Origin of the sequence: Patulibacter brassicae (assembly GCF_033949425.1) — a bacterium.
GTDB lineage: Bacteria > Actinomycetota > Thermoleophilia > Solirubrobacterales > Solirubrobacteraceae > Patulibacter > Patulibacter brassicae.
Window position 1 is genome coordinate 53,014 of the sequence record NZ_JAXAVX010000009.1, and the last position, 23,576, is coordinate 76,589.

General features: G+C 76.2%; 19 protein-coding genes and 1 tRNA gene. 14 read left to right on the forward strand and 6 right to left on the reverse strand.

Annotated features, from left to right (window positions below):
• Positions 1 to 8: 8 nt before the first annotated feature.
• The 8 genes from rpsK to ligA all read left to right on the forward strand — a co-directional run bounded on the left by rpsK (position 9) and on the right by ligA (position 10,585).
• Positions 9 to 404 carry a 30S ribosomal protein S11 gene (rpsK, locus tag SK069_RS15060; RefSeq protein WP_319955066.1) on the forward strand — a complete coding sequence of 132 codons (396 nt, stop codon included), beginning with the start codon at positions 9 to 11 and terminating at the stop codon, positions 402 to 404.
• 121 nt (positions 405 to 525) lie between these two features.
• The gene (locus SK069_RS15065; protein WP_319955067.1) at positions 526 to 1,485 is read left to right on the forward strand and encodes a DNA-directed RNA polymerase subunit alpha; all 960 of its coding nucleotides are present in this window, start codon (positions 526 to 528) and stop codon (positions 1,483 to 1,485) included.
• A 37-nt stretch (positions 1,486 to 1,522) separates the two neighbouring features.
• A complete protein-coding gene (rplQ, locus tag SK069_RS15070; protein ID WP_319955068.1) occupies positions 1,523 to 1,876 on the forward strand; it encodes a 50S ribosomal protein L17 in 354 nt (117 codons plus the stop codon).
• A gap of 77 nt (positions 1,877 to 1,953) precedes the next feature.
• Positions 1,954 to 2,415 (forward strand): DUF1707 SHOCT-like domain-containing protein, encoded by a 462-nt coding sequence (locus tag SK069_RS15075; protein ID WP_319955069.1) that lies wholly within the window; start codon positions 1,954 to 1,956, stop codon positions 2,413 to 2,415.
• 84 nt (positions 2,416 to 2,499) lie between these two features.
• A complete protein-coding gene (locus SK069_RS15080) occupies positions 2,500 to 3,285 on the forward strand; it encodes a tRNA pseudouridine synthase A (RefSeq protein WP_319955070.1) in 786 nt (261 codons plus the stop codon).
• Between the two features lie 79 nt (positions 3,286 to 3,364).
• The gene (locus tag SK069_RS15085) at positions 3,365 to 7,390 is read left to right on the forward strand and encodes a pentapeptide repeat-containing protein (protein WP_319955071.1); all 4,026 of its coding nucleotides are present in this window, start codon (positions 3,365 to 3,367) and stop codon (positions 7,388 to 7,390) included.
• Positions 7,391 to 7,448: 58 nt separating this feature from the next.
• A complete protein-coding gene (gene surE, locus SK069_RS15090) occupies positions 7,449 to 8,309 on the forward strand; it encodes a 5'/3'-nucleotidase SurE (protein WP_319955072.1) in 861 nt (286 codons plus the stop codon).
• A gap of 53 nt (positions 8,310 to 8,362) precedes the next feature.
• On the forward strand, positions 8,363 to 10,585 hold the full coding sequence (ligA, locus tag SK069_RS15095; protein WP_319955073.1) for an NAD-dependent DNA ligase LigA: 2,223 nt from the start codon (positions 8,363 to 8,365) through the stop codon (positions 10,583 to 10,585).
• Positions 10,586 to 10,992: 407 nt separating this feature from the next.
• Here ligA and SK069_RS15100 read toward each other — a convergent pair whose 3' ends face one another.
• From SK069_RS15100 to SK069_RS15125, 6 genes are all read right to left on the reverse strand, one after another.
• On the reverse strand, positions 10,993 to 12,294 hold the full coding sequence (locus SK069_RS15100) for a D-alanyl-D-alanine carboxypeptidase/D-alanyl-D-alanine-endopeptidase (protein ID WP_319955074.1): 1,302 nt from the start codon (positions 12,292 to 12,294) through the stop codon (positions 10,993 to 10,995).
• A gap of 52 nt (positions 12,295 to 12,346) precedes the next feature.
• Positions 12,347 to 13,456, reverse strand: coding sequence for an adenylate/guanylate cyclase domain-containing protein (locus SK069_RS15105; protein ID WP_319955075.1), 1,110 nt, complete (start codon positions 13,454 to 13,456; stop codon positions 12,347 to 12,349).
• Positions 13,453 to 14,553, reverse strand: a complete 1,101-nt coding sequence (locus tag SK069_RS15110) for a pyridoxal phosphate-dependent aminotransferase (protein ID WP_319955076.1) — start codon at positions 14,551 to 14,553, stop codon at positions 13,453 to 13,455. The genes SK069_RS15105 and SK069_RS15110 overlap by 4 nt, the downstream gene beginning before the upstream one ends.
• 1 nt (position 14,554) lies before the next feature.
• Entirely contained in the window at positions 14,555 to 15,019 is a 465-nt protein-coding gene (locus tag SK069_RS15115) for a hypothetical protein (protein WP_319955077.1), read from the reverse strand.
• Positions 15,020 to 15,073: 54 nt separating this feature from the next.
• Positions 15,074 to 16,852, reverse strand: a complete 1,779-nt coding sequence (locus SK069_RS15120; RefSeq protein ID WP_319955078.1) for an AMP-dependent synthetase/ligase — start codon at positions 16,850 to 16,852, stop codon at positions 15,074 to 15,076.
• Between the two features lie 125 nt (positions 16,853 to 16,977).
• Positions 16,978 to 17,748, reverse strand: a complete 771-nt coding sequence (locus tag SK069_RS15125; RefSeq protein WP_319955079.1) for a Nif3-like dinuclear metal center hexameric protein — start codon at positions 17,746 to 17,748, stop codon at positions 16,978 to 16,980.
• A gap of 163 nt (positions 17,749 to 17,911) precedes the next feature.
• On the opposite strand from SK069_RS15125, the gene SK069_RS15130 reads away from it, so the two are divergent.
• The 6 genes from SK069_RS15130 (at position 17,912) to SK069_RS15155 (ending at position 23,549) form a co-directional block, all read left to right on the forward strand.
• Positions 17,912 to 19,789 (forward strand): sigma-70 family RNA polymerase sigma factor, encoded by a 1,878-nt coding sequence (locus SK069_RS15130; RefSeq protein ID WP_319955080.1) that lies wholly within the window; start codon positions 17,912 to 17,914, stop codon positions 19,787 to 19,789.
• Entirely contained in the window at positions 19,782 to 20,063 is a 282-nt protein-coding gene (locus SK069_RS15135) for a hypothetical protein (protein WP_319955081.1), read from the forward strand. The genes SK069_RS15130 and SK069_RS15135 overlap by 8 nt, the downstream gene beginning before the upstream one ends.
• Positions 20,064 to 20,181: 118 nt before the next feature.
• Positions 20,182 to 20,255: transfer RNA gene (locus SK069_RS15140), tRNA-Pro, on the forward strand.
• A 95-nt stretch (positions 20,256 to 20,350) separates the two neighbouring features.
• Positions 20,351 to 21,433 (forward strand): nitronate monooxygenase, encoded by a 1,083-nt coding sequence (locus SK069_RS15145; protein ID WP_319955082.1) that lies wholly within the window; start codon positions 20,351 to 20,353, stop codon positions 21,431 to 21,433.
• Between the two features lie 35 nt (positions 21,434 to 21,468).
• Positions 21,469 to 22,998: a DNA-3-methyladenine glycosylase 2 family protein gene (locus SK069_RS15150; RefSeq protein ID WP_319955083.1), complete on the forward strand. Its 1,530-nt coding sequence runs from the start codon at positions 21,469 to 21,471 to the stop codon at positions 22,996 to 22,998.
• Positions 22,995 to 23,549 carry a methylated-DNA--[protein]-cysteine S-methyltransferase gene (locus SK069_RS15155; RefSeq protein ID WP_319955084.1) on the forward strand — a complete coding sequence of 185 codons (555 nt, stop codon included), beginning with the start codon at positions 22,995 to 22,997 and terminating at the stop codon, positions 23,547 to 23,549. The genes SK069_RS15150 and SK069_RS15155 overlap by 4 nt, the downstream gene beginning before the upstream one ends.
• The last annotated feature ends 27 nt before the right edge of the window (positions 23,550 to 23,576 follow it).

A 23,576-nucleotide genomic window follows, 5' to 3' on the forward strand; every position in this document is an offset into this window, starting at 1 on the left:
GGACCCACATGCCCGCTCCGAAGCGCCCCGCTCGCGGCCGCCGCAAGCCGAAGAAGAACATCCCCGTCGGCCAGGCCCACATCAAGACGAGCTTCAACAACACGATCGTGTCGCTCACCGACAAGGAGGGCAACGTGATCGCCTGGGAGTCCGCCGGCGGTGCCGGGTTCAAGGGCTCCCGCAAGTCGACGCCGTTCGCGGCGCAGGTCACGGCCGACTCCGCCGCCCGCAAGGGCATCGAGCAGGGCCTCGAGAAGGTCGAGGTCTTCGTCAAGGGCCCCGGCTCCGGGCGCGACACCGCGATCCGCTCCCTCCAGGCCGCCGGCCTCGAGGTCACGACCGTCCGCGACGTGACGCCGCAGGCGCACAACGGCTGCCGCCCCAAGAAGCGGCGCCGCGTCTGAGCCACCGCGCTTCCAGGACCCCCGTCGCGGGCGGCGGGGGGACCAGCGCTCCCCTTCGTCCGCACGCCTGGCCGCAGCGCCCACCCGCGGCCACCCGTCTTTCGACGACGCAAGGACCCTGATGCTCGACTACCAGACCCCCCGGATCACCAGCGAGTCCGTGGAGGACAACCGCGGCACGTTCACGATCGAGCCCCTCGAGCGCGGCTTCGGCTACACGTTCGGGAACTCGCTGCGCCGCGTCCTGCTGAGCTTCCTCTCCGGCGCCGCCGTCACGAACGTCCGGATCGAGGGCGTCGCCCACGAGTTCACGACGCTCGACGGCGTCACCGAGGACGTGACGGACATCGTCCTGAACCTCAAGGCGCTCGTCTGCCGCATGCACTCCGACGCCAGCGAGGTCGAGGCGCCGCTCGTCGCCGAGGGCCCGGGCGAGGTCACCGCGAAGGACATCGACCTGCCCGCCGGCGTGGAGATCCTCAACCCCGAGGCGCACATCGCGACCCTCGAGGCCGGGACGAAGCTCGAGGTCTACCTCACGATCGGCCAGGGTCGCGGCTACCGCACCGCCGACGACAACAAGACGGCGGACCAGCCGATCGGCGTCATCCCGATCGACTCGATCTTCTCGCCGATCCGTCGCGTCGCCTACCGGGTCGAGCCGGCCCGCGTCGGTCAGCGCACGGACTTCGACCAGCTGCAGCTCGACATCGAGACCGACGGCTCGATCGAGCCGGGCGAGGCGCTCCGCGAGGCCGCCGAGATCCTCATCCAGCAGCTCGCCGTCTTCACCGACCCGGACCGGGTCGAGGAGCTCCGCGCCTCCGTCGGTGGCGAGCTCGAGGACGGCCTCGGGGTCGAGGGCGCCTTCGGCGACCCGACCGACGAGATGATGATCGAGGAGCTCGAGCTCGGCGTCCGCTCGTACAACTGCCTGAAGCGCGCCGGCATCCAGACCGTCGGCGACCTCACCTCGAAGACCGAGGCCGAGCTCGCCGCCATCCCGAACTTCGGCAAGAAGTCGATCGACGAGGTCGTCGAGACCCTCGCCGCGCGGGGCTACAGCCTCCGCGACGAGTAGGACCGGCACCGGAACCTGCCGCCCAGAAGGACTGACGATGCGTCACCAGAAGACCCGCCACAAGCTCTCTCGCTCGAGCGCCCATCGCAAGGCGCTGCTCCGCAACCTCTCCAAGGAGGTCATCGAGCACGAGCGGATCACGACGACCGAGGCGAAGGCCAAGGCGCTGAAGCCGGAGATCGAGAAGCTCATCACGCTCGCCAAGCGCGGTGACCTGCACGCGCGGCGCCAGGCGCTCTCGGCCCTCGGCCAGGACAAGTTCGCCACGTACAAGCTCTTCGAGGACATCGCCCCGCGGTACGCGGAGCGTCCGGGCGGCTACACCCGGATCCTGAAGCTCGGGCCGCGCAAGAGCGACGCGACCGAGATGGTCCTCATCGAGCTCGTCTGAGCCTCCGAGCACCCGCCTCGCCGAACGGCCGCCTCCGGGCGGCCGTTCGCGTTCCCGGCCGGCGGTACCCTGGAGGGGTGAGCGGCTGGCGCGCCATGGCGGCCTCCTCCGTCCGGATCGGCGACGACGAGCGCGAGCTCGTGCTCGCCGAGCTGCGCGCCCAGTACGCGGCCGGTCGGCTCGACGCGGCCGAGCTCGAGGAGCGCTCGGCGCGCGTCGTCGCGGCGCGGACGCGCGGGGACGTCGTGCCGCTGCTGCTGGACCTGCCGGGCGCGCTGCGCCGCGTGGCCGGGGAGCCGGTCCGCCGTCGGGCCGGCGCGCTGGCGCGGCGGGCCGACCGCGCGGCGATCCGCGGGCACGCCTGGACCTTCGGCGGCGTGAACGGCGGGGCCCTCGCCGTCTGGGCGGTCGGCGGCGCCGGCGCCTTCTGGCCGGCGCTCGTCCTCGTCCCGACGACGCTGCTGCTCGGCGGGCACGTTCGCGTCCGGCGTGCGGTGCGTCGGCGCCTCGACGGCCGTCCCGGCTCGCTCCCCCGCTGACGGCGGCCGCGCCCGTGCCTGCGACGCGCAAGGGCCGTTCCCGGGCCGCGCGCGACCGGCCGGGTGCGCGAGGATGCGCCGCGCGTGACCGCGACCCGCCTGGAGATCGAGTACGACGGCACCGAGCTGGCCGGCTGGGCCGCGCAGCCCGGCTTGCGGACGGTGCAGGGAGAGCTCGAGCGCGCGCTCGGCATCGTCCTGCGCCGCGAGACGCGCCTGACCGTCGGCGGCCGCACGGACCGCGGGGTCCACGCGGTCGCGCAGGTGGCCTCCTACGAGGGCGGCCCGCCCGACCTGCGCGGCGTGAACGCCGTGCTGCCGCGGGACGTCGCCGTCCGCACCGCGACCGTCCAGGACTCCGGGTTCGACGCGCGCCGCGTCGCGACGAGCCGGACCTACTGCTTTCGCCTCCACACGCGGCGCACGCCGTCGCCGTTCGGCCGTCGGCAGGCCCTCTGGTGGCCCCACCGGGTCGACGAGGGGCGACTGCGGGACTGCGCGGACGCCCTCGAGGCGGCCGGGGAGCCCGACTTCACCGCGTTCACCCCGAGCCGGACCGAGCACGTCCGCTTCCGGCGGCGGGTGCTGCACGCCGCGTGGCGACGCGACGGCGAGTGGCTCGAGTTCTGGATCGAGGCCGACGCGTTCATGCGCCACATGAACCGGATCCTCGTCGGGACGATGCTCGAGGTCGCCGCCGGCCGGCGCACGACCGAGGCCTTCGCCGCGCTGCTCGAGGGCGCGCCGCGGTCCGCGGCCGGCGTCACGCTGCCGCCGCAGGGCCTGCACCTCGCCGGGATCGCCTACCCCGAGGCGTTCGGGGGGCCCGCGTCGCCGCCGGACGGATGGGGCCGCCCGCCCTGGGCCTGACGCCGGGACGCGGCCACCCGCCTTCGCGATCACCAGAACGGGGGATGCCGCGGACTCGGCCGTCGGCGAGCCTCGCGGCATGCTCGCTCCCCCCGGTGCGCGTCGCGGGCTCCTCCGCGCGGCCCTCCCCGCCATCGCCCTGCTCGCGGTCGCGCCGGCGCCGTCGGGCGCAGCCGGTCCGCTCGAGCCGGTTCGCCCACGCGCGGCGTCGGCGACCCTCGACCTGTCGTTGCCGGTCCGCTCGGTGACCGTGGCGCGCGACGGTCGGCGGGTCGACGTCCGGCCCGCCTCGAACGCCCGGCGCGCCGTCCTGCGCCAGCGCGGCACCGCTCCCCAGACGGTCCGGCTCGACGGTCGCGCCCTCGCCCGGACGCTCGACGGCCTCGCCGGATCGGCGTCGCTGCGGCTACGGGCCGGCGGGCGCACGGTGACCGCCCGGGTGGCGCGCGTCCACGGGGACCGGGTGTCGCTGCGCGCCGTGCGACGGGCGCGCGCGGGACGCTGGAGCACGCGAACCCTCCGGATCACCGTGCGCCGGCGAGTCACCGCGCAGGGACGGTGCGTGCCGCTGCCGCTGGCGCGCTGCCCGCACGCGAGCCTGCCGTTCGCCGCGCTCCTCGGTGCCGACCTCCGCGGCGCCGACCTGCGGCGCGCCGATCTGCACCGCGCCTCGCTGCACCGGGCCAGTCTCGCCGGGGCCGACCTGCGAGGCGCCGACCTGCGGGGCGCGGACCTCACCGCCGCGGACCTGCGCGGCGCGCGGCTGGAGGGCGCCAACCTCGCGGACGCGACGGTGCAGTTCGGCCGACGGAGCGGCGCGCGCCTCGCCGGCGCGCACCTCTGCCGGACGTTGCTGCCCGGCCGCTCCGCGCGCTCGATGCGCGACTGCGGCGATCGCGCGCCGACCCGCTCGCGGCGCGTCGGCCCGCGCCGACTCGGCACGGTGCCGGCCGTGGCGGCGGCGGTCGCGTCGACGGCCCGCACGAGCGCTCGGGACCGCGCCGCCGCGGCGCGCCACGCCCCGTCGGGGTCCGCCGCCGAGGCCCGGGCGCCGCGCCGGACGACCCGGGCGGCACTGCGCGCCCCCGTTCCCGCACCCGGCTTCTGCATCCTCTACTCGAACACGCGCGACGAGGACGGCGACGGCCTCAGCGACTGCTTCGAGGAGACGGAGCGGTCGCTGACGATCACGAACGTCGACGACCTGCGCGCCGGCCGCGAGCAGCACGAGCGCACGGGCATCACGAGCAGCCACGCCAAGGCCGACACCGACGGCGACGGCCTGAGCGACGGCGACGAGCAGGCCCTGCGCACCGATCCGCGGTCGGCCGACACCGACGGGGACGGACTCCGGGACCCGGACGAGGGGGCCTACGGCGCCTCGCCGGTCCACGCCGACAGCGACGGCGACGCCCGGATCGCAGGCGCACCGGTCGACGAGCGTCTGCTCGACGGCGCCGAGGTCGGCAGCTGGGGGACGTCCCCGGTGGAGTCCGACACCGACGGCGACGACATGGGCGACGCCGAGGAGATCCGCGAGGGCGAAGGGACGTTCGATCCCCTCGTCGCCGATCTGCCGCGGTTCAAGATCGAGGCGCCGCAGGTGAACATCGACATCCCGATCACCGTCGAGCTCGGCGAGACGAGGTCCGACGAGCGGTCGACCTCGACCCTGAAGTCCAGCGAGCACACCGAGAGCCACTCCCTCGGCGTGAAGCTCGGCCTGAAGTTCAGCGAGGAGTTCGAGTCCGAGACGGAGGTCGGCGTCCCGGAGGACGAGGAGAAGGTCACCGCGAAGGTCGGCTCGGAGCAGAGCATCAGCACGAGCACGACGAACAAGTGGGAGGACACGAGCAGCGTCGAGAAGGAGTACGGCCGGATCCAGGAGCTCGAGACCTCGCGGGAGACGACGATCGAGCCCGAGGGCTGCCTCCAGGCCACGGTGAAGGTCACGAACACCGGGCGCGTGGGCTTCCGGATCGCCGAGACCCCGCAGTTCCTCGGCGAGATCTCCGATCCGGAGAAGCCCGAGGAGTCCCGGACGTTCGCGACGTTCTCCCCGACGGCCGGCACCGCCGACTTCGGCGCGCCGTGCCCGAAGGCCACCGATCAGGCCATCCAGCTGGCTCCGGGCGCGACCCAGAACGTGTCCGTCGGGGCGCAGCAGAGCTCGGAGGTCCTGAAGGAGTACCTCGCCGACCCGACGCCGATGACGATCCACATGGGGAACTTCTCGATCGTCGACGACCAGCAGAAGCCGTTCGAGAAGATCCTGCAGGCCGTCGACGCGAAGACCGCGACGGTGATCGTGGACCTCGGGCCGTGCCCGGAGCAGGACGCCACGTGCGACGACGATCAGCGCGTCCGCCAGATGCAGATCGCCGCCGGCGTGCGCAAGGCCCGCGACGACGCCGGTCGACTGGTGCCGGCGGGCCTCCCGGTCGGCGCGGCGCTCGAGCGGCTGAAGCTGTCGCCGAAGTACGGTCCCCACCGGCGGGAGGGCCAGCCCGGCGGGGCGGCGGCGAAGCTCGTCTCGCTGCTCGGGGTCGCCGACGCCCAGGACGCCAACCAGGGCACCTGGGTGGTGAGCGGCACCGCCGAGGGGATCGCCGTCGACGACGTCCCGCTGCGCGACGCGAAGCTCGTCCCCGGCGACACCATCGTGCTCACGTATCTCGCCGACCGCGACGACGACGGCGTCCCGAGCACGATTGAGACGATCGAGGGCACGAGCGAGCGGGCGAAGGACACCGACGGCGACGGGCTGAGCGATCGGATCGAGACCCGCGTCGGCTGGCGCGTGCCGCTGCCGGGGCCGCCCGACGCCGCGAAGCCCAAGCCCGACTACCGCGTGTTCTCGAACCCCCGCGGCTGCGACACCGACGACGACGGCTCCCCCGACGGTCCCGGACCCGGGACCCGCGATGACCCGTGTCCGAAGGGCCCCGCCGAGCACGGACGCGCGCCGCAGGACAAGAGCCGCGCGTCGGATCCCGACGGCGGCGCGCGGGGCACGGACCCGAAGCTCGCCGACTCCAACCGCAACGGCGTCCAGGACGGCGTCGAGCCCGCGCCGGCGGTCTACTCCGCCGTGCCGCCGGGCGCGCGGATTCCGGCCTGGGTCGGGCAGTTCGGCGGCTCGGGGTCCGGTGGCGGGCGGTTCAAGGGCCCGAGCGCGCTCACGGTCGACCGGTACCGCAAGGACGGGACGCGCGCGTTCGTGGTGGATCCGGGCAACAGCCTGCTGCAGCAGTTCTCGCTCGCGTACGCCGGAGGGCAGCTCACCGCGAAGCACCTCGGCGACATCCACCGCGAGGGCGGCTTCCGCGGCGTGGCGACCTCGCCGGCCACCTCGACCGATCGCGACCGCGTCGAGGGCCAGGTGACGTTCGCCGGGGCCTTCACCGCGAACCCGCTGGCGTTCGTGCAGTTCGCCGTGCAGGCGCACAACGGGACCTCGCGGGCCGGGATCGGGGGCGACCTGGGGGCGGAGGACCTCGGGGCCGGCGTCGACGGCGTGGGCGCGCGCAGCGCGGCGCTCGACGTCGACGAGAGCGGCAACTACTACGTCGCGCGGGCCCGCAACGCGACCGGGCGCGACGCCGCGAAGCAGAACCGCGACGAGGCGTCGGTGACGATGCACGATCCCAAGGGCAAGAAGGTGAAGACGTACGCCGGCGCGCGGAACCCCCAGGGGATCGCCGTCGGGCCCTACGGCGACGTCTTCGTGACGTCCAACGCGTCCGACGACGCGCGCGTGCGCCGCTACGACGGGGCGACGGGGTGCGAGCTGTACCGCCTGCCGCTGACCGGGGCCGCGGGGGTGGCCGTCGACCAGGACGGCTACGTCTACGTCGCCGACACCGCCGCCGATGTCGTGCGCAAGTACTCCAACGACCTCACGCTCCTCGGCACGATCGGGACCCGCGGGCGCGGCGACGGGCAGTTCGAGGACCCGGTCGACATCGACGTCGACACCGCGGGCGACGTGTTCGTCGTCGACCGCGGCAACGACCGGGTGCACGCGTTCGCCTACCCGTTCGGGGAGGGCGAGCGGCAGCCGCGCTTCCCGGAGTCCAAGGGGCGGCCCAAGGGCTGCTCGTAGCGCGCCGCGGCGGGGCCCGGCGATCGGCCGCCGGCTCCCGCGCTCTACGCTGGTGGGGATGGCCACGCGCGTCCTGCTGACGAACGACGACGGGATCCGCGCGACCGGGCTCGTGGCGCTGCGCGCGGCGCTGCTGCGCCTCGACGGGATCGACCTGCGCGTCGTGGCGCCCGACGGCAACCGCTCCGCGACCGCGCGCTCGATCACGGTCCGGCGTCCGCTCGCGGTGCGGGACGAGGCGTTCGAGGACGGCGGCACCGGGCTGGCGACCGACGGCATGCCGACGGACTGCGTGCGGCTGGCGATGCACGGCGTCTTCGGCGACTGGCGTCCGGACCTCGTCGTCAGCGGCATCAACCACGGCGCGAACCTCGGCGAGGACGTGACGTACTCCGGGACGGTGGCGGCCGCGCTGGAGGCCGCGATCCACGACGTCCCGGGCGTCGCCGTGTCGATGGCCTCGCCGCACGGCGACTGGAACCTCCGCGACGAGTTCACCTGGGACTTCACCGTCGCCGCCGAGCTCGCCGCGCGGGTCGTGGCCGAGCTGCACCGCGGTTTGCTGCCGGGGGCCGCGAACGACGGCGCGCCGATCGTCCCGCTCGACGAGCGCACGATCCTCAACCTCAACGTCCCGCAGGGCGAGGTGTCGGCCGTCGAGGTCACGCGCCTGGGCCGGCGGCGCTACCGCGACGAGCTCGAGCCGGTCGACACGGCCCCCGACGGCACCCGCACGTACTGGCTCTACGGCACCCGCCACGGCTTCGAGCCGCGCCCGGGCACCGATCTGCACGCGATGAGCGAGGGCCGCGCGTCGATCACGCCGCTGCACCTGGACCTCACGCACGACAGCTCGATCGAGCCGCTCACCGGCCACGGCTTCGAGCGCCTGCTCGACGAGCTGGCCGCGGGCGGCTGAGCGCCCGCCGGCGCGGGACCGGTCCCACCGCGCGAGGTCCTAAGCTCCGGGGCGTGAGCGCGGACACGTCCCCTCTGCCCGCCCCGCCCGCCGGCGACGATCCGGCCGAGCGCGTCGCCTGGCTGCGCACCGTCGTCGAGCACCACCGGCGGCGCTACTACGAGCAGGACGATCCGGAGATCGGCGACGAGGAGTACGACGCGCTCTTCGGCGAGCTCGAGCGGCTGGAGCAGGAGCACCCGGAGCTCGACGCGGCCGACTCGCCGACGAAGCGGGTCGGCGGCGCGCCGCTGGACAAGCTCACGAAGGTCCGGCACGAGCAGCCGATGCTCTCGCTCGCCAACGCCCACCGGCCCGAGGAGCTCGAGGCCTGGGTCGACCGGATGCGCAACCACCTGTCCCGGGAGGGGATCGAGGACCCGGCGTTCCGGTTCGTCACCGAGCCGAAGGTCGACGGCCTCGCGATGAGCCTGCGCTACGAGGACGGCGTCCTCGTCCGCGCGGCCACGCGCGGGGACGGCGAGGTCGGCGAGGACGTCACGCACAACGTCCGCACGATCCCGAGCGTTCCCCTGCACGTGCCCGACGCGCCGGCGGTGCTCGAGGTCCGGGGCGAGATCTACATGGCGCTGAAGGACTTCGAGCGCCTGAACGAGCGGCGCGCGCAGGCGGGCGAGTCGACGTTCATGAACCCGCGCAACTCGGCGGCGGGCACGATCCGCCAGCTCGATCCGAAGCTCGCGAAGACCCGGCCGCTCTCGTTCTGGGCCTACGGCGTCGGCGTCGTGGCGGCGAGCCGCGCCGACGCGCCGGACGCCGGCGACGGCGCCGCCTCGGCCGCGGCCGGCACCTCGTCGAGCGTCGGCGAGGTCCTCGGGGTCGAGGGACACCACGCCGTCCTGCTGTGGCTCCGGGAGCGCGGCTTCCCGGTCAACGAGGACGTCCGCGTGCACGACGACCCGGCCGCCGTCGTCGCGCGCTGCGCCGAGTGGCAGGAGCGCCGCGACCGCCTGGACTTCGAGATCGACGGCGTCGTCGTGAAGGTCGACGACCACGAGCTGCAGCGTCGTCTGGGCAGCGTCGGGCGCGACCCGCGGTGGGCGATCGCCTGGAAGTTCCCGCCGCGGACCGCCGTGACGACGCTCCTCGACGTCGTCTGGAGCGTCGGCAAGTTCGGCGATCTCCACCCCTACGCGGTGCTCGACCCGGTCGTCGTCTCCGGCGTGACGGTGAGCCAGGCGACGCTCCACAACGAGGAGGACCTCGCCCGCAAGGACGTCCGCCCGGGCGACCGGGTGATCGTCCTGCGCGCCGGCGACGTCATCCCGCAGGTCGTCTCGCCCGCCCCGCACGAGGTCGATCGCGAGGACCGGGCCGACCCGCCTCGGCCGCCGGCCCGCTGCCCGGCCTGCGACACCCCCACGGAGAAGCCCGAGGACTCGGTCTTCACCCGCTGCCCGAACCGCGGCGGCTGCCCCGGCCAGCAGTACCAGCTGCTGAAGCACTACGTCAGCCGCGGCGCGATGGACATCGAGGGCCTGGGGGAGAAGCAGGTCCTCCAGCTGCTGCAGCAGGGGCTCGTGCGGACCGCCGCGGACCTCTACGCCCTGACCGCCGAGCAGCTCGTCGAGCTCGAGGGCTACGGCGAGATCTCGGCCACCCGCGTCGTCGACGCGATCGCCCGCTCCAAGGAGCAGCCGTTCGCGCGCGTCCTCTTCGCGATCGGCCTCGAGGAGGTCGGCCAGGTGACCGGCCGCAACCTCGCGGCCCGGTTCCGGACGATCGACGCGCTCCGGGCGGCGACGCCCGAGCAGCTCGCCGAGACGCCGGGCGTCGGGGGCAAGATGGCCGAGATCATCGCCGAGCGCCTCGCGGACCCGGCGGTCGGCGAGCTCGTCGACCGCCTCCGCGCCGCGGGCGTCCAGCTCGAGCAGGAGGGTCCGGCGCCGGGCGAGGGCGCGCTCGACGGGTTGACCGTCGTGCTGACCGGGACCCTGCCGACGCTCACGCGCGAGCAGGCCACGGAGCGCCTCACGGCGGCTGGCGCGCGGGTCACGACGTCCGTGTCGCGGAAGACGTCGGCGCTCGTGGCCGGCGAGTCGGCCGGCTCGAAGCTCGAGAAGGCGGAGCGCCTGGGGGTCCCCGTCCTCGACGAGGAGGGGCTCGGGCGGTTGCTCGTCGAGGGGCCCGGGATCCTGGCGCCGGACGCCGACGACGACGACGGGGGCGAGGACACGGAACCGGACGACGGCGGTCCAGCAGCGGACGGGAGCTGAGGGGCCCCGCCGCGTCCGCCGGCGGGAGCCCGACCCCGTCGGGCGGCGCTGGCCGGTCGGCGCGCCTCGGGCACCCGTCGAGGTCTGGGCGAGCCGCTCGCGCGGGCGTGGTACGGTCGGTCATCCGATACGCCGCCCACTCGATCTGAGGCTCCGAGCCTCGCCCGGGTCCCGCGCCGCATCCGTGCGGCGGACTGCCTCGGGGATCGGGAGTGTCCGCCTGCCCAGGCTCGACACGAGGTCCTGGGACGTTTGTTTCTAGCGGTGGCGCTGATCGGGCGAGGCGGGCGGACCTTCGGGTCCGCCCGTCCGCGTTCCGGGGCCGGCCGGCGGCGCCCCGCGCGCTCGAGCGCCGGGGAGCGGCGCCCCTCGGACGCCGGCACCGAGGGCCGCCGGGGCGCCCGCGATCAGCCGCGCGCCGCGAGCGCGGCGACGAAGCGGTCCTGCGCGCTGCGCGCCGAGGCCGGCGACACGCCGTTCTGCAAGATCGCGAACGCGACGTCGCGCCCCGGGATCGTGCGGCAGAAGCCCGCCAGCGCGGAGACGCCGTTGATGGTGCCCGTCTTCGCCTGGCAGCGCCCGACCGCGGCGGTGCCGCGCATTCGGCGGGCGAGGGTCCCGGTCCGCCCCGCCTGCGGCAGCGCCGCGCGCAGCGTCGGGCCGAGGCCGAGGTCGCCGTTGGCGCGCTGCAGCAGCCGCACGACCTGGAGCGGGCTGACCCGGTTGCGTCGCGTGAGGCCGGAGCCGTCGCGCAGCGACGGCGTCGAGCCGATGTAGGCGCGCAGCGTCGCCCGCTCGCGGACGATCGCGGAGGCGAGCGTCGACGGCGCCGCGGCCGTGGCCTGCTCGACGCACGGGCGGTCGACGTCGGTCTGCGGCTCGTCGGGCACCGGCTCGAGGCCGGCGGCGACGCGGCAGGCGCCCTCGACGCCGTCCCGGGCGAAGACGGCCTTCAGGAGCATCTCGGCCTGGAAGTTGTCGGACGGCACGAGGATGCTGCCGGCGAGCTGCGCGAGCGTCGGACCGCGGAGGACCGCGACCTGCGTCGCCGTCGACGGCGCGCCGCGGGCGCCGAGGGCCCCGGTGACCGCGACGCCGGCGGAGCCGAGCGCCGACCGGAAGACCGACGCGGCGCGCCGCGCCGGGTCGGGCTGCCCGCTGCCCCGGTCGAGCACGAGCGCGCCGATCCGTCCGCCCATGTCGCCGTCGACGTGCCGCCCGGTCCGGTCGCCCCCCTGCCAGTCGTCGAACGCCGACGCGTCGGCGAGGACCTTGCCGTGCAGCGTGCGGACGCCGAGCGCCCGCGCGGTCTGCTGCGCGAGCGCCCGCAGCCCCGTCCGGGAGAGCGTCGGATCGCCGCCGCCGACGAGATAGAGGTTGCCGCGCCACGCGTCGCCCTCGGCCGCGCCCGTCGCGAGGACCCGCGTGCGGGGCGCCCAGCCGGGGCCGAGGGTGCGCAGCGCGGTGGTGACCGTGAAGAGCTTCGTCACCGACGCCGGGATCCGGCGCGTGCTCGCCTGGCGCTGGAGCAGCGTCTTGCCGGTCCGGAGGTCGACGACGAGGACGCCGGAGCGCCCGCCGAGGCCCGACGTCGACGGCATGGCCGCGGGTGCGGGCGCGGCGGCGATCGCGAGCCCGAGCGCGAGCGCGGCGAGCACCGCGACGATCGCGCGCGGCAGGACGGTGGTCGGTCGACGGGCCCCGAGCATCGCGGGCGGACGGTAGCGGCTCGCCCGGCACCCCGAGCCGGTGGCGCCGCCGTCAGGCGTCGTCGGCGGCGGCGTGCCGCACCCGGTGCAGCGCCACGCGGCCGATGCCCTTCAGGCGCAGCCGGCCCAGCGGGCGCCAGTCCAGGCCGTCCTCGTCCTCGAGCAGGTCGCGCGTCACGTCGTCCACGACGACGCTGTCGGGCCGGGCGGTCGAGCAGACGCGCGAGGCGCGGTTGATCGCGGGGCCGAACCAGTCGCCCGAGCGGGGCACCGCGTCGCCGGTCGCCACGCCGCACCGCAGCCGCGGGAACTCCGGGTCGGCCTCGGCGGCGTCCTGCAGCGCGAGCACGACGTCGACGACCTCGCGCGGGTGCTGACCGAGCAGCAGCAGCGCATCGCCGATCGTCTTCACGATCCGGACGGTCGTCCCGGCCACGACGGCGCTGCCGAGCGTCGCGAGCTGGGACGCGACGCCCTCGAGCCGCTCGGCGCCGAGCTCCTCGCCGAGCCGGGTGAAGCCGACGACGTCGGCGAAGGCCACCGTGACGACCGTCGCGCCGGCCAGTCGTCCCTCGGCGATCGCGCCGGCGTCGAGCTCGATCGCGAGCAGCTGCTCGATCCCGCGGTCGCGCAGGACGCTCCCGAGCGCGTCGACGAGGTGCTGCCCGGTCTGCTCCGACGCGCGCGCGAGGCGGTGCGCCAGCTCGAGCTCGTCGTCGCCCTCGCGAGCGAGCCCCGAGCCGAGGTCGACGATCGCCGCGGCGCCGAGCCGGGCGCCGAGGTCGCCGAGCGTCCGTCCGAGGTTCACGATCGCGGCCGGATCGATCCCCGCGTCCAGCAGTCCGCAGACGAGCCGCGCCAGGCCGACGTCCCGAGTGGTCCACGCGGCCTCGTCCCGGCGCGGGATCGCGACCCCGGCCGCCTGCATCACGCGCTCGAGCAGGTCGGGGTCGACGCCGGTTTCGCGCACCATGTCGGCGGTGCTGAGGGTCGCGTTGCCGCGGATGGCCCGCTCGGCCGGCAGCAGCGCCAGCCGTCCACGGGCCGCGGCGTCGACGAGCGCCGCCTCGTCGTGGCCGGCGGCGCGCAGCTCGGCGATGAGCCGGCGACGGACCTCCGCGGCCTCGCCCTCGAGGCCGCCGAGCAGGGCGTCGTCGCTCACGCCGCCACCACCGCGGCGTAGGCGCGCAGCACCCGTGGCACGTCGGTCGCCGCCGGCACCGTCAGGCGCACGTGGTCCCGATCGCCGAAGACGTCGCCGGACTGCGCGAGCACCCCGTGGCGCTCCAGGCCGGAGCGCAGCGCCGCGGCGTCGAGCCCGGGCGCGCGCAGCCAGAGGGCGCAGCTCTGGGAGGGCCGGACGAGGGCGCCGGCGGCCGTCAGCTCCCCGGTGACCCGCTCCCGGTTGGCGGCCACGGCGCGGACCCGCCGATCGACGAGCGCGTCGGCGTGGCCGAGCGCGGCGGTGGCACCGGCGAGCGTCAGCCCGGGGAGGCCCAGCCGCGGCACGAGCGCCGCGAGACGGGTCGCGTCGGCGCCGACGGCGAAGCCGCAGCGGAGGCTCGCCAGGCCCCAGGCCTTGCTGAAGGAGCGCAGCACGATCAGCCGGGGATCCTCGTCGGTCAGCCGCAGGAGCGCGTCGCGGTCCTCCCGGTCGACGAACTCGCGCAGCGCCTCGTCGACGACGACGGTCACCGCGGCGGGCAGCCGGCGCAGCAGCTCGCGCACCGCGACGACGCCGAGCAGGTCGCCCGTGGGGTCGTTCGGACCGCCGAGCAGCACGAGCCGCGTGCGGGGGCCGACCCGCTCCAGCAGGCGCTCCGGATCCAGGCCGTCGACGGCGACCGGCTGGGCGCCGGCGTCGCGGACCGCGAGCGGGTAGAGCGGGTAGCACGGCCACGGCAGCAGGACCTCGTCGCCGGGCCCGAGCAGGGCGGCGCACGCGCGCTGCAGCAGGCCGGACGCGCCCTCGCCCACGACGATCCGCTCGGCGGCGACCCCGTGCCGGGCGGCGAGGCCGTCGCGCAGCTCGCCGTCGCGGCCCTCCGCGTAGCGGTTGAGCGCCCGCCGGGCGGCGAACGTGATCGCGGAGACGACCTCGGGCGGCGGCAGCTCGGGCCACGTGGTGCGGGAGAGGTCCAGCGGGGCGGCGCGGGCGAGCTCGCGCGTGCGGCGGTCGTTGGCCTCCCGCCGGAGGCCGGCGTTGACCTCCTCCTCGCTGAGGCCCTCGAACTGGCGGTAGCGGTCCAGCAGGCCCACGTCAGAACCCGCCGAGCGTCGGCCGCAGGCCGCCGAGCAGCAGGAACCAGACCGCGAAGATCGGCACGACGACGAACGTCGTGGCGGCGAAGACCCGCCCCAGCACGCCGCCGCGCTGGTCCACCCCGCCCGCGCGGCGCACGAGGATCCAGAGCTGGTCGACGCGTCGCAGCAGGGAGAGGGCCCCGAAGACGAACGCGAGCACGAGCGCGAACGCGACGACGATCCAGAGCCCCGCGTTGTCCGGCACGAGCTGCGAGGCGACCCACATCGCCGCCAGCGGCGCCGGACCCCAGACCGCGGCGGTCAGGAGGACCATGACGGCGAGCGTCACGGCGGCGAGCAGCCGGTCGACGGCCTGCCGCGCGGGGGAGCCGGTGTCCGGCAGCCGGCCGTAGCGGACCGGCGCCGTGCCGGGCCGGCGGCCGATGAACAGGCCGCCGTTCTCGGTCGGATCGGTGCGCACGACCGGATCGTACCGAGGGTCGCGTGCCGGCTGGACCGGCTCCCCGCGTCCGGCTCAGGCCTCCGCGTACAGCGCGTCGAAGCTCTCGGCGAACCGCTCGTTGACGACGTTGCGCTTCACCTTCAGCGTCGGCGTGAGCTCGCCGGTCTCCTGGGAGAGGTCGCGATCGGCGATGACGAACCGCTTCACCTGCTCCACGCGCGCGAGCTTCGCGTTCGCGCGGTCGACCTCGGCCTGGATCGCCGCGATCACCTGCGGGTGGCGGGCGAGCTCGGAGATCTCCGTCGGCAGGCCCTGGGCCTCCGCCCACGGCACGACGGTCTCGGGGTCGAGCGTGATGAGCGCCACCGGGTACGGGCGACGGTCGCCGTGCATCACGGCCTGGCTCACGAGCGGCGAGCTCTTCAGGTCGTTCTCGAAGTTCGCCGGGGTGAGGTTCTTCCCGCCCGCGGTGATGATGATGTCCTTCTTGCGGCCGATGATCGAGACGTAGCCGTCCTCGTCGATCTCGGCGAGGTCGCCCGTGTGCAGCCACCCGTCGCGGACGGCGCCGAAGCTCGCGTCCTCCATCTTGTAGTAGCCCTGGAAGATGTTGCCGCCCTTGAGCAGCAGCTCGCCGTCGTCGGCGATCCGCGCCTCGACGCCGGGGAGCGGCCGGCCGACCGTGCCGAACCGGTGGGCCTCCGGCGTGTTGATCGACGCGCCCGTCGACGTCTCGGTCATCCCGTAGCCCTCCATGACGGGGATCCCGCAGCCGTAGAAGAACTCGAGGATCTCCTTCGCGATCGGCGCGGCGCCGGTGATCGCCCGCTCGAGGCGACCGCCGAAGAGGTTGCGGACGTTCTGGAAGAGCTCGGCCTCGGCGCGATCGAAGGGCTCCTGGAGCTCCGCGGGCACCGGCTCGCCGCGCTGCTGCAGCTCGCGGACCCGCACCCCGAGCTGCGCCGCCGCGGTGATCCGCTCGCGCTCCTCCGCCGGCTTCGAGCCGACGGCGAGCGTGTAGAGCTTCTCGAAGATCCGCGGCACCGAGGGCAGGTGCGTCGGCTGGACCTGCATGAGCTCGGGGATGATCTTCGTCGGGTCGCCGCCCCAGTAGGCGATCGTCCCGCCGCGGTCCAGCGCCATGAGCTGGAAGAGCAGCGCGAAGGCGTGCGCCAGCGGCAGGAAGAGGTAGAGCACCGACTCGCGGTCCAGCGGCGCCAGCGTCGACGACGCGCCGAGGATCCAGCGGTAGTTGCCGTGGCTCAGCACGCAGCCCTTCGGCGGCCCGGTGGTGCCCGACGTGTACATGAAGACGTACGCGTCGTCGGGGGTCACCGCCTCCGCGCGGGCGCGCAGCTCGGCGGCGTCGCGGCCCCGGCCGCGCTCGCGCAGCTCGTCGAGCGCGATGGCGCCCTCCGCGGTCCCGTCGAGCACGACGATCCACTCGAGGTCCGGGAGCTGGTCGCGGACCGCGTCGATCTTCGCGACCTGCTCGGCGTTCTCGCAGACGATCGCGCGCGACTCGCTGTTGCCGACGACCCAGGCGCACTCGTCGGGGGAGTTCGTCGGGTAGACCGACACGTGGACGGCGCCCGTCGCGCTGATGCCGAGGTGGGCGATCGACCAGAGCGGCCGGGTGCTGCCGAGCACGGCGATCCGGTCGCCGTGCTCGATCCCGAGGTCGAGCAGGCCGAGGCCGAACTCGATCGCGTGGTCGGTGAGCTCCGCGTAGGAGAGGTCGCTCCACTCGCCCGGCGTCGCCTGGTAGCGGACGGCGCGACGCTCGGCGTGCTCGTCCTGCAGGCGGAACACCAGGTCCGCGATCGTCGTCCCCACAGCCGTCGTCGACATCCGTCCTCCTCGGTCGCGGCGACCCCTCCCCAGGGTCGCTCTGGGCGATCGTAGGCGCCCCGGCGTTCGGCGGGGGTTCGATCTCGACGCGGTCGTCCTGGCGCGGCGCCGCTCGCCGCCGGTCCTCAGACCGGGTTGCCGGTGTCGACGAAGCGGTGCGAGACGCCGTGGTGCCGCGCGAGACGGGCGCCGAGCGCCTGGACGCCGCGCGTCTCCGTCGCGTGATGCCCGGCGCAGATCGCGTGGACGCCGAGCTCGAGGGCGAGGCCGCGCGTGGGCTCCCGAGGCTCGCCGGTGAGCAGCGCGTCGAGGCCGTCCTCGGCGGCTCGGGGGAGCAGCCCGGCGGCGGCGCCGGACACGATCCCGAGGCGCGCGACGGGCCGCTCGGCCTCGCCGGGCAGCACGAGCGGCTCGCGGCCGGTGACGACCGCGACGCGCGACGCGAGGGCCGCGAGGGGCAGCGGCTCCTCGAACCGCGCCTCGACCCCGATCGCCGGATCGCCCGAGCCCGCCCACGGCGCGGAGGACGCGCCGAGCGCCTCGGCGAGCAGCGCGTTGTTGCCGACGGTCGGGTGCCCGTCCAGCGGCAGGTGATAGGAGGCGAGGGCGAGCCCGGCGCCGAGGACGAGCCGGAGCCGCTCCGCCAGCGGCGGCTCGAGCGCGCGGGGATCGCCGTCCCAGAACAGCCCGTGATGGACGATCACGAGGTCGCCCCCCAGCGCGACGGCCTCGCCGAGCGCCTGGCGGTCGGCGCTCACGGCCGTGACGACCGTGCGGATCTCCGCATCGAGGCCCGCGGGCGGGGGCACCTGCAACCCGTTCGGGCAGAAGTCCCGGTACCTCCCGGGCTCCAGGAGGTCGTCGAGGTCGGCCAGGAGGTCCCGCAACAGGGCCATGCCGGGATCGTCGCAGACCCCTCCCGTCGAGGCCGGACGGCGGATTTCCCTCAAGTCGCCGAGACCCGTGGCGGTCGCGCGTGGGCGCGTCTATGATGGCCGGGTCCGGCGAACGTCGCCGTTCCCCACCCGGCGCCCCTCCGCCGGCGCCGTCCCCCGCAGCATGCACGCCACCCCCTCCTTCGGTTCGGCCCTCGTGGTCACCCCGCCGGCCGGCGGTCGCTCGCCCGTCTCGGGCGGCAGCGCGGATCGCCAGCTCGTGGAGCGGGCCGCCGCGGGCGACCACCGCGCGTTCGAGCTGCTCGTCGAGCGCCACCGCCGCGGCCTGCTCGCCTACGCCACGCGGATGCTCGGCGATCACGCGCGGGCCGAGGACGCGGTCCAGGAGACGTTCGTCTCCGCCCTGCGCGCCCTGCGCGTCGGACAGCGCCCGGTCCACCTGCGGGCGTGGCTGCACGAGATCGCCCGCCGTTCCTGCATCGACGCGTGGCGCGGGCAGCAGCGCCAGGCGGAGGTCAGCCTCGACCCGGAGGGGCTGAGCTCGCGCGACCGGCACCGGCTGTCGATCAGCGAGGAGACCGCGCTGCGTCCCGCGGGCGACCGGGAGTCGCTGAGCCTCCTGCGCTCCGCGTTCGGCGAGCTCCCCGCGCTGCAGCACGACGTGCTCGTCCAGCGCGAGCTCGAGGGGCGGAGCCCGAGCGAGATCGCCGACCGGCTCGGCGTGAGCCGCACCGTCGTCGAGGGTCAGCTGGCGCGCGGACGTCGCGCGCTGACCGTCGCCTACCGCGCCCTGGAGAGCGGCGAGCGCTGCGCCGAGACCCGGCGGCTCTGCGACGCCGAGGGACCGCTGGGAGGACGCGATCGGCGCCGGCTCGGCGCCCACGCGCGCAGCTGCGCGTCCTGCCGCCGCTACGCCGCCGGCGCCGGCGTGGACCTCTCCCTGCTGGGCGTCGGCGCGATGGCGCGTGCGGCGCTCCTGCTGCCGCTGCCGCTGTTGCGGCGCCTGCCGTGCGGGGGGTCGTCGTCGCCGGTCGGGGACGCCGCCGGCGGCGTGCTGAGCGCGAAGCTCGCGGTCGGCGCGGCGCTCATGGCGGGCGGGACCGGGCTCGTCGTCACCGACGTCCCGCCCGCCGGGCGCGACGTCTCGCCGCGAGTCGCCGGGACTGCGCGCATCGAGTCGCCCGCCACCTCCCCGGGCGGGCGGACAGGCGTCGCCCTGCCTGGGAGCCAGCTGCGTGGGACCGGCAGGGGGCTCCCGCCCTTCGGGACGTCGGCCGCCGTCGCGGCGGCCGTCCGTCGCGCGGTCGCGACCGAGATCGCGGCGCATCCGCCCCTCGACCTGCCGGCGATCACCGCTCCGCCGCTGCCGCCGCTGCCGGCCACGCCGGTCCCCGTGGTGCCGCTGCCCCCCACCGCGGCCTCCGTCTCGACCCCGTCCGTGGGCAGTTCATCGAGCGTGGCCGTCGAGACGTCGCGTCCGACGACGACGGCCGGCGTGCCGACGCCGCCGGTCACGGCGCAGCGGGCCCCGACGACGGTCGATCCGGAAGCGGTCGTTTCGACGGACGGACCGAGCGGCTCGCCGGAACTGAGCCCGACCGTCGAGATGCCCGGCACCCCCGGTCCGCCGACGCTCCTGCCGGCCTCGCCGGTCGAGCCGGGCTCCGTCGGTGGCCCGACGCGCGATCCCGACCCGGTCGCGGTGACCGGGGAGGGGACGACCGGCGGGGCGGACCCCGCTACTGGCGAAGACCCCGTGGTCGCGCCGGCTGCTCCTGAGGAGGAGCCTGGATCCGACCCGACCGCGCCCGCGCTCACTGCGCCTGAGGACACCATCACGGCGGACCCGATCCCGCAGGTCGCGGACCCCGCACCCCAGGTCGAGACGCCCGAGCCGACGGCCTCGGCCCCGACCGAGGAGCCGGCCGCGACCGACGAGCCGACCTCGAATGATCCCGCGATCGCCGCTTCGCCGGCCACGCCGGAGGATTCGTCCGAGGGGCCGGTCGGCGACGGCGGCACGGGTGCGGTCGGTGGCTGACGCCGGCCTCGACGTCGCGTCGCACTCCACCCTCTACGCCATCGGCGCGTACTTCTGCGACCGCCATCCCGAGCTCGTCGACGACGTGCTCGCGGACGCGGACGCGATCGAGCGCACGGGCCTGCGCACGTGGGCCGCGGCCGAGGACGTCGCCGTCCAGGACGCGTTCGAGACCCTCGTCACGGGCCTCGCGATCCGCTTCTACACGGCGCTGGCCGACGAGGCCGTGACCGCCGACCGGCGGACCGAGCCGGTGGATCGACCGGTCGGCTGACGGCGCCGCGCGAGCGCCGCTCCCGACGGTCCCCGGCACGCCGTGGCCGCGGTCGGTCGTCGCGACGGGCACCCGGCGAGCCTCGGCGCCACGACCGTGCCATACTCACCGGCGCACTCGGGGCGTGGCGCAGCCTGGTAGCGCGCACCGTTCGGGTCGGTGAGGTCCCCGGTTCGAATCCGGGCGCCCCGACTGCAAGCACGAGGCCCGCCGTCGTCGACGGCGGGCCTCGTGCGTTCTCCGCCGTGCCGGCGGGGGTCGCCCGGCGCTCTGGTATCCCGATGGGCATGCCCTCGCCCCTGGATCCCGCCGCCCTCGCCGCGCCGATCGTCCTGGCGCCGATGGCCGGGGGGCCGTCGACGCCGGCGCTCGCCGCGGCCGTCAGCGACGCCGGCGGCCTGGGGACGCTCGCGGCGGGCTACCGCGCGCCCGACGCGCTGGCCGATGACCTCGCCCGGACGCGCGAGCGCACGAGCCGGCCGATCGGCGTGAACCTCTTCGCCCCGCCGCCGCCGGCCGTGCCGGCGACGCGGATCGCCGCCCATGCGGCTGCCGTCGCCCGCGAGGCGTCGGCCCTCGGCGTTGCTGCCGGCGCGCCGCGCCACGACGACGACGGCTGGAACGAGAAGATCGCGCTGCTCGAGCGCGATCCGGTCGCGGTCGTGTCGGTGACCTTCGGGCTGCCCGCCGCCGAGGTCCTCGCCCGGCTGCGCGCCGCGGGTAGCGCGGTCTGGGTGACGGTGACGAGCGCGGAGGAGGCGCGGGCGGCGGCCGCCGCCGGCGCCGACGCGCTGATCGTCCAGGGCGCCGAGGCGGGCGGCCACCAGGGCGGGTTCGTCGACGAGCCGGGGCGAGAGCCGCTGGGGGTCCTCGCGCTGTTGCAGCTCGTCCGGGCCGCGGTCGAGGTGCCGTTGATCGCGGCCGGGGGGATCGCCACCGGGGCCGGCCTCGCGGCGGTCCTCGCGGCCGGCGCGGCCGCCGCGCAGCTCGGCACGGCGTTCCTCGGCTGCCCGGAGGCGGGGACCTGGGCCGGCCACCGCGCCTTGCTGGGCGGGGACCGCCCGACGGCGTTCACGCGGGCCTTCAGCGGCCGGCGCGCCCGCGGCCTCGAGACGCGATTCGCGCGCGAGCACGAGGACACCGCGGCGGTCGCCTATCCCCAGATCCACCACCTGACGGCCCCGGTCCGCGCGGCCGCGCGCGCGGCCGGCGACGCGGAGCGGGTGAGCCTCTGGGCCGGCCAGGCGCATCCGCTCGCCGCGTCGCGGCCGGCGGCCGAGCTCGTCGCCGTGCTGACCGCCGAGGCGGACGCCGCGCTGCAGGCGGCGATCGGCTGCCGAGCTGCCACGGCCGTGTCCGATCTCCGCTAGTCCCCGGCGGTCCCGGGTGCGACGATCGACGGGCGATGCCGACGAGCGCCCCCACCCACGAACCGGTCCCGACGCGGCCCGGCGAGCGCGCGTTCGACCGTCGCTACGCCGCCGTGCGCAGCCGGGACCGGCGCTTCGACGGGCGCTTCGTGACGGCAGTGCGGTCGACCGGCATCTACTGCCGGCCGAGCTGCCCGGCTCGGACGCCGCTGCCCCGCAACGTCATGTTCTACGCCACCGCGGCGGCCGCGCAGGAGGCGGGCTACCGCGCCTGCCGGCGGTGCCGGCCGGAGGCCGCGCCCGGCTCCCCGGACTGGGACGCGCGGGCCGACGCGGTCGGGCGCGCCGTGCGCCTGATCGAGGAGGGCGTCGTGGACCGGGACGGCGTCGCAGGACTCGCGGGGCGCCTCGGGTACTCGCCCCGTCACCTGCACCGCCTGCTCGTCGACGAGCTCGGCGCGGGCCCGCTCGCGCTCGCGCGCGCCCACCGCGCCCGGACCGCGGCGCTGCTCATCGAGAGCGGGGACCTGCGCCTGACCGACGTCGCGTTCGCCGCGGGGTTCGGCAGCCTGCGCCAGTTCAACGACACGATCCGCCGGGTCTTCGGCCGCACGCCGACCGAGCTGCGCGGGGAGGCGGGCCGGCGGCCGCTGCCGGCCGCCGCGGGCGCCGTCGAGCTGCGCCTGCGTCGCCGCGAGCCGTTCGCCTGGCCGGCCCTGGTGGCGTTCCTCGAGCGTCGCGCGGTCCCAGGGCTCGAGGAGGTCGTCGGCGCCAGCTACCGGCGCGCGCTGCGCCTGCCGCGCGGCGCCGGTCGCTGCGAGCTGTCCGACGACGGCGACGCGGTCCGCTGCCGGCTCTGGCTCGAGGACCTGCGGGACCTCGCCGCGGCCGTCGCGCGGTGCCGTCGGCTCCTGGACCTCGACGCCGACCCGCTCGCCGTCGACGACCGGCTCGGCGAGGACCCGGTGCTCGCGCGGCTCGTGGACGCCACCCCCGGTCGCCGGCTACCGGGCACCGTCGACGGCTACGAGCTCGCGGTGCGGACGGTGGTCGGCCAGCAGGTCTCGGTCGCCGGGGCCCGCACCATCCTCGGGCGGCTCGTGGCCGCCCACGGCGCGCCCGTCGGCGACGACGCGCCCGGCGTCCCGGCGCTGCGCGGCTTCCCGGCTCCGGAGGTCGTCGCCGCGCTGCCCGACGAGGCGCTGCCGATGCCCCGCCGGCGGGTCGCGGCGCTGCGCGGGCTCGCGCGCGCCGTCGCCGACGGCACGCTCGACCTCGACGGCGGCGACGAGCGCGGCCGCGTGCGCGAGCGGCTCCTCGCGCTGCCGGGCATCGGCCCCTGGACCGTCGAGTACCTCGCCGCACGCGGGCTCGGCGACCCCGACGCGATCCCCGTCACCGACCTCGGCCTGCGCGCCGCCGCGCGCGACCTCGGCCTGCCCGAGGACGGAGCGGGGCTCGCGATCCGCGCCGCGCGCTGGGCGCCGTGGCGCGCCTACGCCGCCCAGCACCTCTGGGCGAGCCTCGAGCCCCGTCCCGTCCCGACCCCGGAGCACCAGCGATGACCCCCCAGACCCTCCATCGGACCACGATCGACACGCCCGCCGGGCCGCTCCTGCTGCTCGTCGACGACGCCGGCGTCGTGCGTGCGAGCGGCTTCACCGACGACGTCGGCGAGGTCGCGGCGCTGCTGCCGGCCGACGAGCGGCCCGCCACCCTGCGGTCGGTCGACGCCGACGACGCCGACGCGCCCACGGCGCCCGCCGTCGCGGCGGTCCGCGCCTACCTCGACGGGGAGCTCGGCGCGCTGGACGACGTCGCCGTCGCGCAGCGCGAGCGCCCGGCGACCGCGATCCTGCGCCGGCACCTGCGCGAGGTTCCGCCCGGCGCACCGGCGAGCTACCTCGGGCTCGCCCGCGCGGCCGGCCTCGATCGGGGCTCGCGCGCCGCGGGACAGGCCTGCGCGCGCAACGCCGTGGCCCCGTTCGTGCCGTGCCATCGCGTTCTGCGCAGCGACGGGGCGCTCGGGGGCTACCGCTGGGGCCTGGCGGTGAAGCGCTGGCTGCTCGCGCACGAGGCCGAGCACGCCGGTGCCCGCGTCCCGGTCGCACGCTGACCGGCGCGCCGGTCGCCGGAGCCGCCG

Coding starts and splice junctions, on each gene's coding strand:
- rpsK (WP_319955066.1), top strand. CDS start 9: ATGCCCGCTCCGAAGCGCCCCGCTCGCGGCCGCCGCAAGCCGAAGAAG.
- SK069_RS15065 (WP_319955067.1), top strand. CDS start 526: ATGCTCGACTACCAGACCCCCCGGATCACCAGCGAGTCCGTGGAGGAC.
- rplQ (WP_319955068.1), top strand. CDS start 1,523: ATGCGTCACCAGAAGACCCGCCACAAGCTCTCTCGCTCGAGCGCCCAT.
- SK069_RS15085 (WP_319955071.1), top strand. CDS start 3,365: ATGCTCGCTCCCCCCGGTGCGCGTCGCGGGCTCCTCCGCGCGGCCCTC.
- surE (WP_319955072.1), top strand. CDS start 7,449: ATGGCCACGCGCGTCCTGCTGACGAACGACGACGGGATCCGCGCGACC.
- SK069_RS15100 (WP_319955074.1), bottom strand. CDS start 12,294: ATGCTCGGGGCCCGTCGACCGACCACCGTCCTGCCGCGCGCGATCGTC.
- SK069_RS15120 (WP_319955078.1), bottom strand. CDS start 16,852: ATGTCGACGACGGCTGTGGGGACGACGATCGCGGACCTGGTGTTCCGC.
- SK069_RS15125 (WP_319955079.1), bottom strand. CDS start 17,748: ATGGCCCTGTTGCGGGACCTCCTGGCCGACCTCGACGACCTCCTGGAG.
- SK069_RS15130 (WP_319955080.1), top strand. CDS start 17,912: ATGCACGCCACCCCCTCCTTCGGTTCGGCCCTCGTGGTCACCCCGCCG.
- SK069_RS15145 (WP_319955082.1), top strand. CDS start 20,351: ATGCCCTCGCCCCTGGATCCCGCCGCCCTCGCCGCGCCGATCGTCCTG.
- SK069_RS15150 (WP_319955083.1), top strand. CDS start 21,469: ATGCCGACGAGCGCCCCCACCCACGAACCGGTCCCGACGCGGCCCGGC.
- SK069_RS15155 (WP_319955084.1), top strand. CDS start 22,995: ATGACCCCCCAGACCCTCCATCGGACCACGATCGACACGCCCGCCGGG.